This is a genomic window from Spiroplasma endosymbiont of Zeiraphera isertana (assembly GCF_964030805.1).
Taxonomy (GTDB): Bacteria; Bacillota_I; Bacilli_A; order Mycoplasmatales; family VBWQ01; genus Spiroplasma_E.
The window spans coordinates 1,785,195-1,800,499 of sequence record NZ_OZ034965.1 but is presented as its reverse complement, the minus strand read 5'-3'; the positions used below and the strand labels follow the sequence as shown (position 1 = coordinate 1,800,499).

Annotated in this window: 12 protein-coding genes and 2 pseudogenes; 12 read left to right on the top strand and 2 right to left on the bottom strand. The window is 25.1% G+C overall.

The window, feature by feature from the left end; all coding sequences use genetic code 4:
* Positions 1-27 precede the first annotated feature (27 nt).
* Entirely contained in the window at positions 28-363 is a 336-nt protein-coding gene (locus AAHM78_RS12600) for a nicotinamide-nucleotide amidohydrolase family protein (protein WP_342253406.1), read from the top strand.
* An 85-nt stretch (positions 364-448) separates the two neighbouring features.
* Here the strand turns inward: AAHM78_RS12600 and AAHM78_RS12595 are convergent, their stop codons facing one another.
* On the bottom strand, positions 449-1,408 hold the full coding sequence (locus AAHM78_RS12595; RefSeq protein ID WP_342252847.1) for an IS1595 family transposase: 960 nt from the start codon (positions 1,406-1,408) through the stop codon (positions 449-451).
* Between the two features lie 272 nt (positions 1,409-1,680).
* On the opposite strand from AAHM78_RS12595, the pseudogene recA reads away from it, so the two are divergent.
* From recA to AAHM78_RS12570, 5 genes and pseudogenes are all read left to right on the top strand, one after another.
* Positions 1,681-2,653 (top strand): annotated as a pseudogene (recA, locus tag AAHM78_RS12590) (recombinase RecA).
* 163 nt (positions 2,654-2,816) lie between these two features.
* The gene (rny, locus tag AAHM78_RS12585; RefSeq protein WP_342253405.1) at positions 2,817-4,391 is read left to right on the top strand and encodes a ribonuclease Y; all 1,575 of its coding nucleotides are present in this window, start codon (positions 2,817-2,819) and stop codon (positions 4,389-4,391) included.
* Positions 4,392-4,540: 149 nt separating this feature from the next.
* On the top strand, positions 4,541-5,896 hold the full coding sequence (ffh, locus tag AAHM78_RS12580) for a signal recognition particle protein (protein WP_342253404.1): 1,356 nt from the start codon (positions 4,541-4,543) through the stop codon (positions 5,894-5,896).
* Between the two features lie 331 nt (positions 5,897-6,227).
* Positions 6,228-6,479 (top strand): hypothetical protein, encoded by a 252-nt coding sequence (locus tag AAHM78_RS12575; protein WP_174480064.1) that lies wholly within the window; start codon positions 6,228-6,230, stop codon positions 6,477-6,479.
* On the top strand, positions 6,460-9,147 hold the full coding sequence (locus AAHM78_RS12570) for an Mbov_0397 family ICE element conjugal transfer ATPase (RefSeq protein ID WP_342253403.1): 2,688 nt from the start codon (positions 6,460-6,462) through the stop codon (positions 9,145-9,147). Before AAHM78_RS12575 ends, AAHM78_RS12570 begins: the two co-directional genes overlap by 20 nt.
* Before the next feature lie 157 nt (positions 9,148-9,304).
* Here the strand turns inward: AAHM78_RS12570 and AAHM78_RS12565 are convergent.
* A pseudogene (locus AAHM78_RS12565) lies at positions 9,305-10,204 on the bottom strand (IS30 family transposase); the annotation flags it as partial.
* Positions 10,205-10,275: 71 nt separating this feature from the next.
* Between AAHM78_RS12565 and AAHM78_RS12560 the strand changes: the two are divergent.
* The 6 genes from AAHM78_RS12560 (at position 10,276) to AAHM78_RS12535 (ending at position 15,284) form a co-directional block, all read left to right on the top strand.
* The gene (locus AAHM78_RS12560; protein WP_342253402.1) at positions 10,276-10,686 is read left to right on the top strand and encodes a transposase family protein; all 411 of its coding nucleotides are present in this window, start codon (positions 10,276-10,278) and stop codon (positions 10,684-10,686) included.
* Positions 10,687-10,804: 118 nt separating this feature from the next.
* Complete coding sequence (locus AAHM78_RS12555) at positions 10,805-11,521, top strand: IS1595 family transposase (RefSeq protein ID WP_342253401.1); 717 nt, start codon at positions 10,805-10,807, stop codon at positions 11,519-11,521.
* Between the two features lie 117 nt (positions 11,522-11,638).
* Positions 11,639-12,598, top strand: a complete 960-nt coding sequence (locus tag AAHM78_RS12550; protein WP_342252847.1) for an IS1595 family transposase — start codon at positions 11,639-11,641, stop codon at positions 12,596-12,598.
* A 212-nt stretch (positions 12,599-12,810) separates the two neighbouring features.
* Positions 12,811-13,185 (top strand): transposase family protein, encoded by a 375-nt coding sequence (locus AAHM78_RS12545; RefSeq protein WP_342254611.1) that lies wholly within the window; start codon positions 12,811-12,813, stop codon positions 13,183-13,185.
* 382 nt (positions 13,186-13,567) lie between these two features.
* Positions 13,568-13,867: a hypothetical protein gene (locus AAHM78_RS12540; protein ID WP_174480067.1), complete on the top strand. Its 300-nt coding sequence runs from the start codon at positions 13,568-13,570 to the stop codon at positions 13,865-13,867.
* 58 nt (positions 13,868-13,925) lie between these two features.
* The gene (locus tag AAHM78_RS12535) at positions 13,926-15,284 is read left to right on the top strand and encodes an Mbov_0396 family ICE element transmembrane protein (protein WP_342253400.1); all 1,359 of its coding nucleotides are present in this window, start codon (positions 13,926-13,928) and stop codon (positions 15,282-15,284) included.
* The last annotated feature ends 21 nt before the right edge of the window (positions 15,285-15,305 follow it).

Below are 15,305 nucleotides of genomic sequence, written 5' to 3'. Positions count from 1 at the left end.
GTAAATTATTTGATTGAAGGTTTAAAAATGACTGAAGTTTTAGTTTTATTAGATAAATTTAATTTTAGAATTAGTTGTTGTGAAAGTATTACTGTTGGACTTTTTGCTCAAGAGATTACTAGTATTGCTGGTGCTTCTAAATATTTTAGTGGTGGTTTTATAACGTATACTAATGAATCAAAAATCAATATTGTTAAAATTAAAAAAACAACCATTGAAAAATATGGTGTAATAAGTAAACAATGTGCTATAGAAATGGCTTTAAATACACAAAAAATTTTAAAAACAAATATTGCTATTAGTTTTACTGGAAATGCAGGACCTAATGCTCTAGAAAATAAACCGGTTGGTTTAGTATTTTAATTTTCAAAAAAACTCTTGATGAAATAAAAAAAATCATCAACCTGGCCTAAAATTTGATTTTATTTAATTTTGGGATTTATTTTTTTTACAAACTGAAATATAATGCTTCAGATTTTGCATAAGGTGATATTTTATAATGTTGGTATTTAAATTTTCATAAATTGAGGTAATTTTGAATATTGGTAAATCCAATGCCATGATAATGAGTAATAAATTCTTTTAAACTTGATTGTATTTTACTGATATTACTTAAATTTTTATAATTTAATTCTTTATTTTCTTTTGATTTAAATTTCTTGAGAGTACATTTTGTTTGTTTAGCTACTGTATCATATAGTATTTGCATATCACAAACTATAATTGATTTTTCTTCGATAAGCTTAGATGTTAAATTTTCTTGTACTCATTTTTTTGTTAATCTTTTAGTATTTGTTGTTTGAGCATAAATATTTTTATTTTCATCAATTGCCATTTCAATACAACAGTTTAAATCTTTAGCATTTTCTTCAATTCATTTTTTTCTTGGATCATCTGGATTTTTGAAATTTCCTTTGTGAATTTCTTTGATAAAAGTTTCATCAATTTCAATTCTACCTTTTAATTTTGTGAATGGTTTTTGTGTTTTGGCTAATTGTGATGATTTCATAAATTTTTGACGATTAAATCATGCTGATGTTTTTGAAATTTTAGCAAATTGAGAAATAGTATAAGCAGATTGACCTAACAATGACAATCAAATTATTCAATCTCATTGTTCATGAGATAAATGACTTCAATGTAAAAAATGATTTCTTAAAGCATCAAAGCTACTTTTACAATCTTTGCATAAATATTTTTGCTTATTATTCTTAAAACCATTTTTTACACATCAATAAGATTTACAATTTGGACATTGAATTCCTTTTTCTTTAAATTTTTTATCAATTGCATCTAATTTTTCTTTTTTCTCAATTTGTTTAATTCTATTTTTAAAATGTCTAATAATTTTTATAAATTCTTCATCTTTTTTGTTTTTTAAAACATCAATTAATTCATTATTAGTCACAAAAAATCACCCCTGATATAAAAATATTACTTTTAATTTAAAATTAAAAGTAATATCAAGATTTTTTGTGAAAATTAAAAGTTTAGTATATGTAGGTATTGTTATCAATGATAATGTTTGATGTGAAGTGTTAAATATTTCAGGTAATAGAAACGAAATTAGATCAACTATAGTAGCAAAAGCAGTAGTTATTTTAAAAAAAATTTATTAAGTTTTTAAATTTTAAAAAGGAATTATCTTACAGAGTTATTAATATTTTGTAGGGTGATTTTATGGAAATAAATATTAAAGAAAAAGAGCAATTATTAGAAAAGGCCATTAAGCAAATTGAAAAAGAATTTGGCAAAGGTGCTATTATGTTATTAAGTGATAGTAGTATTGGCGATATTGAAGTTATTAGTTCAGGAAGTATATTATTAGATGATATTTTAGGTGTTAAATGTTTTCCAAAAGGTCGTATTATTGAAGTTTATGGACCAGAAAACTACATTAGCATTAATGGCTTTAGCAGAAGTTCAAAAACAAAATGGTAGAATAGCATTTATAGATGCTGAACATGCATTAGATCGTCAATATAGTCAAAAATTAGGTGTTGATATTAGTCGTTTATTAATTACACAACCAGATTCAGGAGAACAAGCATTAGAAATACTAGATATTCTTGTTAAATCAGAAGCTTTAGATATGATTGTTGTTGATTCAGTAGCAGCATTAGTTCAACAAATTGAACTTGATGGTGATATGAATGATCAAACAATTGGTGCTCAAGCGCGATTAATGTCTAAAGCATTACGAAAAATTAGTGGAAGTATCGCAAAAACTAATTGTATTGTTTTATTTATGAATCAAATTCGAGAAAAAGTTGGTATTATATATGGTAATCCTGAAATAACACCCGGAGGAAAAGCATTACGTTTTTATAGTACAATTAGACTAGAAGTACGTAAAGGTGAACAATTAATCAAAAGTAATCAAATAATTGGTCATAAAATAAAAATAAAAGTTGTAAAAAATAAAGTAGCACCACCATTTAAAACAGCAAGTCTTGATTTTTGTTTTGAAGAAGGATTTTCAAAAATTAGTGAAATCATTACAATTGCTGTTGAGAAAGAAGTTATTAATAAATCTGGTGGTTGATACACTTATGAAGATGTAAAATTAGGACAAGGAAAAATAAAAGCAAAAGAAAGTTTAGAAGCAAATACTTTTCTTTTAGAACAAATTAAGGAACGAATCAAGTTTTAAAAATTAATATTTAAAACATGCTAAAATTAATGTAGGATTATTATCCTACTTATTTGTGTGTATATATTAAAGAAGAAAAATATAAAATTTTAATTTTATTTAATTTTTTGAGTGTAAGGATTCTTTTTCTTGTAGGTGTTTTACAGCAAGGAGAGAAATATAAATGGAAAAAAATATGTTAGCTATATTATCAAATATAAGTAGTCAACAGTTTGGAATGTGAGTAGGTATATCAATTTTTCTAGCAATGATAGTAGGGATAATTGCTGGATTTCTAATTAGAAAAATGTATTTAAAAATTAAAGAACAACAAAGTTTTACTAATATTTTAAAGAGAGAAAAAGAATCTCAAAAATTAATTCAATCCTCAAGAGCCGATGCAAAAATTGAAATAAGTAAAATGAAAAAAGATTTGTATTTAGAGATTGAATATCGTAAAGAACAAAATTTAGAATATGAGAAACTTTTAAATAAAAGAGAACGCAAATTAAGTGAACGTGAAGAAATAATTGAAACACAAACACAAAATCTTTATCATCAACGTGAAATTGTAAAAAATGTTAAATTAGAATATCATCAAAAAATTGATCAAATTATTATGGAATTAGAAAAAATTTCTGGTATGAGTCGAAATGAAGCAAAAGATGAATTGTTTAGTAAATTAAAAGAAAAATTATCATTAGAATTTAATAAAATTATTAAAAATCATGAATATAATATTAAACTTCAATCTAAAGAGTTAGCCAATAATATTGTTAGTGAAGCAATAGAACGTTATGCAAGTAATTTTATTGTTGATAAGTCAGTATCATATGTTAAGTTACCTAATGAAGAAATGAAAGGCAGAATTATCGGTAAAGAGGTTAGAAATATTAAATCTTTTGAGTTAACAGCGGGTGTAGATATTATCATTGATGATACGCCAGAAACAATTCAAATTTCTTCGTTTAATCCGATCAGAAGAGAAATTGCAACTAGAGCTTTAGAAGATTTAGTTAAAGATGGAAGAATTCATCCAATTAGAATTGAAGAAATCTTGAGATTTCATGAGCAGGAATTAAATGAAGGTTTTAAAGTTGATGGTAAAAAAATTATTGATGAGTTAAAATTAACTGGTTTTGAACCAGAGTTAGTATCTTATATTGGAAGATTAAAATATCGTACAAGTTATGGGCAAAATGTTTTATTGCATTCCTTTGAAGTTGCCAAACTTGCAGGAGCAATGGCAGCTGAATTGGGTTTAGATGTTAATATTGCAAAACGTGCTGGTTTATTACATGATATTGGTAAAGCTGCTGATTATGAATTAGAAGGTTCACATGTTTATAATGGTGTGATTTTAGCAAAAAAATATGGTGAAAGTGATATTATTATTAATGCTATTCATTCTCATCATGGTGATGTTGCAAAAGATAATGTTTATTCTTCTTTAGTTTCAGCTGCTGATACATTATCAGCAGCTAGACCTGGTTCAAGAAATAATTCATTAGAAGAATTTATAACTAGAATTAAAGAAATTGAAGATTTGTGTAAATCTGTTAAAGGCGTAGAAAAAGCATATGCTGTTCAGGCAGGAAGACAAATTAGAGTTATTGTTGATCCTAAAGTTATTAATAATTTTGATGCTCATATATTAGCAAGAAACTTAAAACAAAAATTAGAACAAATGATTACAATACCAGGCGATATTCATATTACTGTTATTCGTGAAGTAAGAGCAACAGAATTAATTAATTAATTTTTAGAGAACCCTTAGGTTCTCTTTTTAACTTTATAAAATATATAATTTGTTAATTCAAATATTTATTTTTTTATGTTTAATTTATTTTTTCATTATTATTTTAGTGTTAAAATAATATAGTCTTAAAAATAGAGGAGAATATAAATATGAGTTTTGCTGACATTATGTCAAAAAAAGTACAAAAAACATTAGAAAAAAATTTAAGTAAAAAAACTTTAACCATGGAAAATATGGAAGCAACAATTAAAGAATTCAGATTAATTTTGTTAGAGGCTGACGTTAATTTTAGAGTAGTTAAAACTTTAACTAATGAAATTATTAATAAAGCAAAAGGTGAATTTATTAAAGAAGGCTTAGATCAAAAAGAAATGTTAATTAAAATTATTCATGATGAATTAACAAAGATTATGGGTACTAAGAATTTTGAATTAGATTTATCTACTAATCCCACTGTTATTATGATAGTTGGTTTACAAGGTTCTGGTAAAACAACAACAATATCTAAACTAGCAAAGTTGTTAACAGATAAATATCAAAAAACATGTTTACTAGTTGCAGGAGATATTTATCGTCCAGCTGCTGTTGAACAATTAAAAGTTTTAGGAAAACAATTGAATATTGAAGTTTTTTCCCAAAAAAATGAAACTCCTACTAATATTGTTAAAAATGCTCAAATATATGCTAATAAAAATAAGTTTGATGTAATATTAATTGATACAGCTGGAAGATTACACATTGATGAAAAATTAATGCAAGAACTAGCAGAAATAAGAAAAATTACTTCACCAAAAGAAGTTTTACTTGTTTGTGATGGTATGGCAGGACAAGATATAATTAATGTTGCTATTGAGTTTAATAATACTATTCCTATTACTGGAAGTATAATCACTAAATTAGATGGTACCGCTAAGGGTGGTTCAGCTCTTTCAATTTCTTATTTAACAAAGATTCCTGTTAAGTTCTTAGGAATGGGTGAAAAGGTAACTGATTTAGAAGTTTTTTATCCAGAAAGAATGGCAGAACGTATTTTAGGAATGGGTGATCTTACTACATTAATGGAGAAGGCCGAAAGTATAGTTTCAACTCGTGATTTTGAAGAAACTATGAATAGAATGATGTTGGGTCAATTTGATTTGAATGACCTTGTTAATCAAATGAAGCAAATTCAAAAAATGGGTAAATTGGGCTCACTTGTAAAAATGATTCCTGGTATGTCTGCTAAAATTAGTGATGCTAAAATTAGTGATGCTGAAACTGATTTAAAAATAGCAGAATATATTATTGCTTCAACAACTGCTCAAGAACGTGAAAAGCCACAAATTTTACGTTATCCAACTAGAAAAGCAAGAGTATTAAAAGGCTCAGGTCGTTCAGAAAAAGAATTAAATAAAGTGCTAAACCAATTTGAAAAAACTAAAAAAGTTATGGATCAAATTGCTGGTCAGATTAAAAAAGGAGAAATGCCAAATATTCCAGGATTAGATAAGTTAATAAAAAGTTAGAAAAATAAAAAAAATTTGTTATTTTTTGTTAATTTGTTAAAATTTATTTAACTCAAGAAATGTATAAAACTTTGATTTCTTGAGTTTTTATAGATATTATTTTATTAAAATTTTTTTAAATTTTCTTCTTTGTTTTTAAAAATTTAATTTATTTTTTAAAGTAAAACTAGATTTTAAAAAGAAAATAGTGTTTAAATAGCGGGTTATTTTAAATTAAAAATATAGCAAAAATTTATTTTTTCTTTTTCAGTTGCTTAATAATATTTAGGGAACAAGATAACTTGGAATTGTGTTTAGTAAACAAATTAAATTCAGTTAGGAGACAATGATTATGAAAGATACGTATACATCTGTTCGATTAGCTCAAAAGCCACAAAATTCTTTTGCTTGCTATCGATGTGGTAGAGTAATTTTGATAGCTGATTACTTAGAAGGAATAAATATTCAAGTTAATTGCAGTCGTTGTGGCTTTAAGAAGCGTGTTAATAGTATAAAGATAGAGAAAATAAACAGTAAACCAAATTCAGCGCTAAATTCTAATGAAATTTCAAAAGAAAAGATAAATGAAATTTTTAATTCCTAAAACTATTAAATTTGTAAAATTACAAATTTGGAGAAGTGTTGGTTTAATTGATTTATTAATTATTTTAATGGTAGTTGGATTTGCTTCAATTATTATTTTATTGTTGCAAATTGATATTATTTTTAAAATATTAGCTGTTATTTTAGTTGGTTGTGCTACTATTCCGCTTACTTTTTGTTGACAGCCAAGAAAAAAAGGATGAGAAATTATTTTATTATGATTTAAATTTCATAGTAAAAATCGTTATTATAAATCTGAAAAAAATTCACAAATATTAGTACCATTTAAAAAAATTATTAGTAAGAATGTGATGCAATTGAATGTGAAAAATACAAATTATACTAGAGCTTTATTATTGGAGGGTTTTAATATTACATTATTATCTAATGAAGAAGCCTCAAATAAAATTAAAGATTTAGCTGCAGCTTTTAAAATTATTAATATTTCTATGTCTTTAATAAAGATTGATATGCCTTTAGATATAACTGTGCAAACTAATTTTTATAAAGAACAACTCGAAAAAATTGATTTAGAAAATATTAGTGAAAAAGCAAAATTAGCAAGAAAATTTCAAATGATATCAGCAATTAATGCTAATAATGAAATTCAAAATCAAAATGAAATGACGCAACCATTTTTTTACTTATTTTTTTATTCATCAAATCAAGAAAAATTAAAAGAAGAAGTAAATGCTTTTAAAAATTATATCAGTCGTAGTGGTGTTAAAGCTAGTGATATTAATTGTTTTGAAATGATGGTTGTTTATAGTAAATTAATAAATTCTAATGAAAATGCTTCGTTAGAAGAAATGTTTACTACAAAAAAAGAAGAAACTGTTAAAAGTAAAGATTTAACTAATGATTTAGCGATTAAAGAATTATTAGTTCATAAGAATAATTTAGAATTTGCTAATTGTTTTCAAACTGTTTATAACATATATGATTATCCATTTGAAGTTTCAGCAGTCTGATTAGCAAATTTAGTAAATATTCCGAATACTAGTTTAATCTTTACTTTTAATAGTATCAGTGAAGAAAGTGCTAAAAAACAATTGAATAAAGCTATGCAAAATTTAGCAACTTTAAATTTTATGACAAAATCATTATCAGAACGAAGAGATTATGATTATCATTATCAATCATTAAATGAATTATTAGATCAAATTGCTGGTGGTGGTGAAAAAATATTTAATACTAATATGTATTTATTAATTAATGGTGCTGATCGTAAGCAACTTAAGCAAAATATTAGTACTGCCGAATACGAAATAAAAAACAATAATATGAAGTTTGATAAATTATATTATCGTCAATTAGAAGCTTTTTTATCAGTAATGCCAGATAGTGCTGATTGATTTAAAGAAACAGGTCACGAAATGCCATGTTTAACAATAGGTGCTAGTTTTCCTTTTTTAAATCAAGAATTAAATGATAAACAAGGACTGTTTCTTGGATTTAATGAAAGTGGTAATAAAGTATTTTTTGATCAAAGAACTAAAAGTAGTACTCGTAAAAATCATAATCAATTAATTATTGGTACTAGTGGTTCGGGAAAATCTTATACTTCTAAAAAAGAAGTAAATTATCAAATTATGCTTGGTCATAAAGTAATTGTTATTGATCCTGAACGTGAATATCGCGATTTATGTAATTATCATGATGGAAGTTGAATTGATGTTGGTGACGGTTCTTCTGGTAATATTAATCCATTTCAAATTACATTGGCACTGAGTGATGATAATACTAATGATAATAATACTCGTGATATTTTAGCACCACATATGCAATTCTTAGAACAATTTTTAAACGTTGCTACTGGTGGATTAACGAGAAATGAATCAAGTTTATTAATGATTTATGTAAATTTAATGTATGAAAAATTTGGTATTACTTCTCGAACAAAAATTCATTTATTAAAACCAAATCAATTTCCAATTTTTCAAGATTTATATGATATTATTGAATCTGATATGGTTAAAGAAGAAGAGATTAGAAGTAAAAATGAATTAAAAAATTTACTAATTATATTATCAAGATTTGCAACTGGTGGTACTGATGCTAATTTATGAAATGCTCATACTAATATTAATAGCAGTAGTTTATTACAAGTTTATGATTTATATACTTTAACGCAATCAGGGAATAAACGTTTAGTTAACGCTCAAATGTTTTTAATTTTGAAATATATTGAAAATGAAGTACGAAAAAATAAAAATGATAATGAAATTAATAATAAACAACAATGAATTTCAATTACTATTGATGAAGCCCATTTACTTATTGATAAAGAATTTCCAGCAGCATTATTATTTATGTATCAAATTGTTAAGAGAATTCGTAAGTATACAGGTATGATAAATATTATTACACAAAATATTAACGATTTTCTTGGTTCTGAAGAAATTAAAAAATATACTACTGCTATTATTAACTCAAGTCAATATTTAAAAGTATTAAATTTACAACCTCATGATTTAGCGGCATTAAATGAATTGTATTCTTCATATGGTGGCATTTCTGCTAATGAAACTGATTTTATTGCTCGTGCTAAAGTTGGTGAATGTCTTTTTGCTATTTCTAGTTTATATCGTATGTGTTTAAATATTAATGTTAGTGATGCTGAAACACAAGCAATTAAAAATATAAAAAATAACGAAATTGAAAATTAGTATATTTTTATACATTATCGATTTCATCAATAATTGTTAATTTATTTTAAATTAAATATAAAGATACTTTCATATTAATAAAACTTATAAGTTTTATTAATATGATTTTATTTAAATAAAAAATTTCCTGAGTTGTAAATATAAATGGGACAGTTTTTTAAAATAATTGTATTAAATCTATTGGTCTTTTATAAGAGAGCGATTTTCTGGGTGTAGAATTAATTTGAAATGCTATAAAATTTAAATCTTTTTGTTTATATGAAGATAGATCTGTAGATTTTGGTAAATATCTTCTTAAAATACCATTATTATTTTCATTTAAACCCCTTTGGCAAGGTTTACCAGGATCTGCAAAATAAATTTTGACATTACAAATTTTTTCGATTAATCTTCATTTACTAAATTCTTTACCACGATCAAAAGTAATGGTTTTAACTGTTCCTTTTTGTCACTTTGAAATAAATTTTATTATACTTTTCGTAATATTTTCTGATTTATGATTTTTAGTTACTAAAGGAATTGTGGTTTTTGATCATATATCAGCCAAAGTAATAATAGAACTTTTATGATCTTTGCCAATGATAGTATCACCTTCTAAATGACCAAATTCTTGTATATTTTTAATATTAGGAATGATTAAATTTCTTTCATGAATAGACTTACAATTATTAATTTTGCCCCTAGTTTCTTTTTGTTTGTGAGATTTATTTTTGCCTTTTCTCAATAAGTTATTTTCATCAAAACCCATTCGATTTGTTTTAAACATGTTATATAAAGTTTTTGTTGAAATACTTTTTATTTTATTTTCCTTTAAAAAGTTAGCAATTATATCAAGAGCATACTTTTTAGTAATTAACAAATGATTAATACTATTAATTTCTGTTAAAGTTAAAATTATTAATTTTCTGCCTGCATTTTGTTTATTTTTTTGAAATTGATTCAATATTTCTAATGGCAATAAGTTTTTATTTAATAATCTACAAACTCTATGTACAGTTGATTTACTATAATCAACAATTTTTGCTATTTTACGAATCGAAAATCCATAATTTTTATATTAGACTTGGTGCAAAACCTTTAATTTTAACAATTTAACGATTATTATTAATATTAAAGGTGATAGTTATTATGTTGAAAAAATATAAAGATGATCAAGAATTTTATAGTTTAGTCGGCATGAAGCCACAAACATTTTATAAAATGCTTGAAATTTTAAAAATTGCTGAGTCTAAACAAAAATATTATGGTGGTAGAAAAAATAAAATTGTAATTGAAGAGCGTTTATTAATGACTTTAGAATATTGAAAAGACTATATTAGTTATAGAGTTATTGCAAAAAGATATAATATTAGTCATACTAGTTGCATTCGTAATATTTTTTGAATTGAAAATATTTTAATAAAAAGCGGAATTTTTAATTTACCTGGAAAAAAAGATTTAACAAAAAATAAAGGTACTAATAATAATTTGTTAGCTATTGATGCTACTGAAACTCCAATTGAAAGAATTAAAAAAGGAAATTATCCCCACATGTACTAGTGTGGAGGAAAAAATGAATTGAAATGAATTCAATAGCATATTTCAAACTGAAAACGATTTTTTGAAATATATAGCGAAGTTGAAAATAATGAAATGCATCAGGTGTGCTTCTTCTAGTTTGAATACTTCTGATTTGAGAAGAATACGATGTTTGAACTGTAACCAAACATTTAGTATTCTTTATGGAACCATTTTTTATAAGTCACAGACCCAAATGACATCTTGGTTTTATCTCATCTTTAGATGCATAAACACAAAGCATGGCATACCAGCAACCGATGTTGCAAGGGAATTGGGTGTGACCTATAAAACAGCTTGAAGAATGTGTCATGAAATCAGGACTAGAATTGGAAATCAAGATGCGGGTTTCATTGTTGATGGCACAGCACAGATGGATGAAATGTATCTTTCGCATTTAGGTTTTAAAAAACAAGGAAGATCCTTGTTGAATAAAACTTTGATTGTTGGAGTTTATGAGAAAACCAGCAACAAACTAATCGTGAATGTGCTGAAAAATGCAGATGAAAAAAACCTTTTAAGATTTGCATTGAAACACATTTTTACTGAGTGCTGTCTATTTACGGATTCTTGGAAGGGATATGTAAGTTTCAAAAACTTCTATCCCAAACATGAAATCGTAAATCATGAAGTTGGGTATGTGTCACCAACAGGTGTAAACACAAACCAGATTGAATCAGCATGAAAGCACATCCGACGAACTTTCCGAACACACATAAGAGTTTCAAAACACAATATTCATTTATATGCAAAAGAATCAGCATATAAATTCAATAACATACCGAGTTTTGAAACTGTAATTTTGTGTTTGATTTAAATACATGCAGGGATAATTTCCTAGGTAGGCTTTTATCTTTTAATTTTCACAAAAAATCTTGATATTACTTTTAATTTTAAATTAAAAGTAATATTTTTATATCAGGGGTGATTTTTTGTGACTAATAATGAATTAATTGATGTTTTAAAAAACAAAAAAGATGAAGAATTTATAAAAATTATTAGACATTTTAAAAATAGAATTAAACAAATTGAGAAAAAAGAAAAATTAGATGCAATTGATAAAAAATTTAAAGAAAAAGGAATTCAATGTCCGAATTGTAAATCTTATTGATGTGTAAAAAATGGTTTTAAGAATAATAAGCAAAAATATTTATGCAAAGATTGTAAAAGTAGCTTTGATGCTTTAAGAAATCATTTTTTACATTGAAGTCATTTATCTCATGAACAATGAGATTGAATAATTTGATTGTCATTGTTAGGTCAATCCGCTTATACTATTTCTCAATTTGCTAAAATTTCAAAAACATCAGCATGATTTAATCGTCAAAAATTTATGAAATCATCACAATTAGCAAAAACACAAAAACCATTCACAAAATTAAAAGGTAGAATTGAAATTGATGAAACTTTTATCAAAGAAATTCATAAAGGAAATTTCAAAAATCCAGATGATCCAAGAAAAAAATGAATTGAAGAAAATGCTAAAGATTTAAACTGTTGTATTGAAATGGCAATTGATGAAAATAAAAATATTTATGCTCAAACAACAAATACTAAAAGATTAACAAAAAAATGAGTACAAGAAAATTTAACATCTAAGCTTATCGAAGAAAAATCAATTATAGTTTGTGATATGCAAATACTATATGATACAGTAGCTAAACAAACCAAATGTACTCTCAAGAAATTTAAATCAAAAGAAAATAAAGAATTAAATTATAAAAATTTAAGTAATATCAGTAAAATACAATCAAGTTTAAAAGAATTTATTACTCATTATCATGGCATTGGATTTACCAATATTCAAAATTACCTCAATTTATGAAAATTTAAATACCAACATTATAAAATATCACCTTATGCAAAATCTGAAGCATTATATTTCAGTTTGTAAAAAAAATAAATCCCAAAATTAAATAAAATCAAATTTTAGGCCAGGTTGATGATTTTTTTTATTTCATCAAGAGTTTTTTTGAAAATTAAAACTTTTATCTCCATTTATGTGATAAAATTTAAAAATAGTACATAAAGGGATAAAAGCCTTAAAAAAAACTAAAATTACTTTTTTCAGGTAAAAAGAAACATCATTCTCTCAAATCCCAAATAATTATTGATATTTCCAATGGAAAAATTATTTCAACTGCTTTTTGTTTTGGAAGCATTCATGATTTTAAATTGCTTCTAAAATCTAAAACTTTTATTCATCCAGAAAAACAAGTTTTTGTTGATTCAGGTTATCAAGGTATACAAAATATTCATAAAAATACATTTTTGCCATTTAAAAAAAGTAAATACAATCAATTAACACCAATTCAAAAAGAATACAATAAAACTTTAAGTAAAATTAGAATTAAAATTGAACACGTATTTGCTAAACTAAAACGTTTTAAAATTTTAAGTTTAAAATATCGCAATAAAATACGAAGATTTGCATTAAGATTTAATTTAATAGCAGGAATATATAATTTTGAATTACCTTAGTTTTGCACCAAGTCTATTCTTTTATTGCTATTATTGATTCAATACTCAGATACTTATACATTGCGCTAATTCCTTTCTTTTCTTAATTATAGAACTAACACAATTTAATTTTTATATAAGTGTCCTTTTTAATTTTACAATTAAAGAAACAATAAAAAATAAGTTGATAAAATTGAAAATTTTTATTTACTTTATTTTAAAACCAACTATAATTAAAGTGTATCAACATTATTTATAACATATGAATTTGACTGTAAGTCCTAATTTATCTCTTTAAGGAGTAAAATAGGGCTTATTATATTATTAGATAAATTCATGCTTTATAAACGATTTTGATTAGTAAATAATTTTATTTTTTTTATTATTTAAGGAGGAAAAACTTATGATTTTTAATTATCTATCAGATGGACCTGATATAAATAAAATCATTGATGTAGCAAAACCTTATGTTTCGGCAGTTGCAGGATTGCTAATTGCTGCTTTAATTGCATTTAGTGTTTTTAAAATAATTATATTGGCAAAAGATTTAGCGGCTGCTGGTGATGATCCACAACGTAGAAGTGAGATTAAAAAAGCGTTTATGTATACATTAATTGCACCAATTATTGGCATTACTGCATCAGCAATAATAATTGCTCTTGTGCAAGCTTTTGGTGGTAATCCAAATATTCTTCCTAGCTAACTAAAGAAAGTTATATATTAACTTAATATTAAGTTATGAAGAGAAAAGAGATGAAAATATGGATTGACTAACAGATATTATACTAGGAGCTTTATTATTTATACCTTGACTTATTTTCATTCAAGGACCATTATATTTAATTGATATTTTATTGAGATCACCTAATCATGGTCATGGCGGCATATTTGATTATTTAACAACTGATGCGATAACTAATTTAGTTTTTGGAGATTTTACTAAAGATCCACTTAATAGTAAAAATTTACCAGTATTTTTTTCAGCATTAGCAATTGTTTCAATTGGCGTAATACTTATTATGTTTATTATGCAATTAATTATTATTCAATTTACTGAAACACATACAATTAGAGAAAAATTAGGTAAAGCTATAAAAAATACATTTTTAGCTTTTTTAGTAATTGTTTTCATTCCATTTTTTATGAGTACTATAAATTATTTAATAACAGGATTATTGGCGGTTTTACAAATTACAGCTTTAGGAAAAAATGCTAGTTTAGCTGATTTATTATGAGGTATTGGTGCTCCGGATGCTAATGCTGCTCAGCATGATCCTGGTGTTTATTCAATGCCACCTATTTCTCAATTAAAACATTGAAATTTTATTCTTGAAATTATCGCGGTGTGATTTACTTTATATGTATTATTTGTTGCATCAATGACGTTGGTTGAAAGAATTATTGATTTATTACTTTTATTTTCAATATCACCAATTGTTGCTTCTATGATGCCTGTTGATCAAGGAAAAAGATTGGGTGTTTGAAAAGAAATGGTAATAGGTAAGTTTATTATTGGTCCAGGCACGATGTTACCTATTTATATCTTTCTTCAAATATTACCAAAGGCAATATTAGATATTACTAATAATACTAATTTTAGTTGACTTGAAAAACAAGTTTTATATACGTTATTTTGTACAGCCGGTGCTATTAGTTGTTTAAGAACTCAAAAAATTATTAATCACTTAGTAACACAAAACTTAGGTGTACAAAGTGCTATTGATTCTAATGGAGCAGATATTGCTGGAAATATTATGGGTAAAGCTCGGACTTTCGCTATCCTTGCAGCAGGTGGTGCTGGTGCATTAAAACTTGGGAAACAAATTGCATTTGGTGGTGCTAAAGATGGAAGAAATCCTGATGGTAGTCAAAAGAAAGCAAATGGACTATTAAAAAATGGTATCACAGGTTATTTAGGTAAAGGTACTAAAGGAGTTGCTAAAGGAATTGGTAAATTTCAAAATTCTCATGATCAAGGTACTAAATGACAAGATACAAAAAATAATTTAAAAAGTCCTTTTGTTGGATTAAATAATATGGCTAAGGGTGCTTTTGTTGAACCTTTTGTAAATTTAAATAACACTAGAAATAGTGCAAGAAGAGGAGATCCTGATGAATAAAAAAGTAAAATATTAAAATCT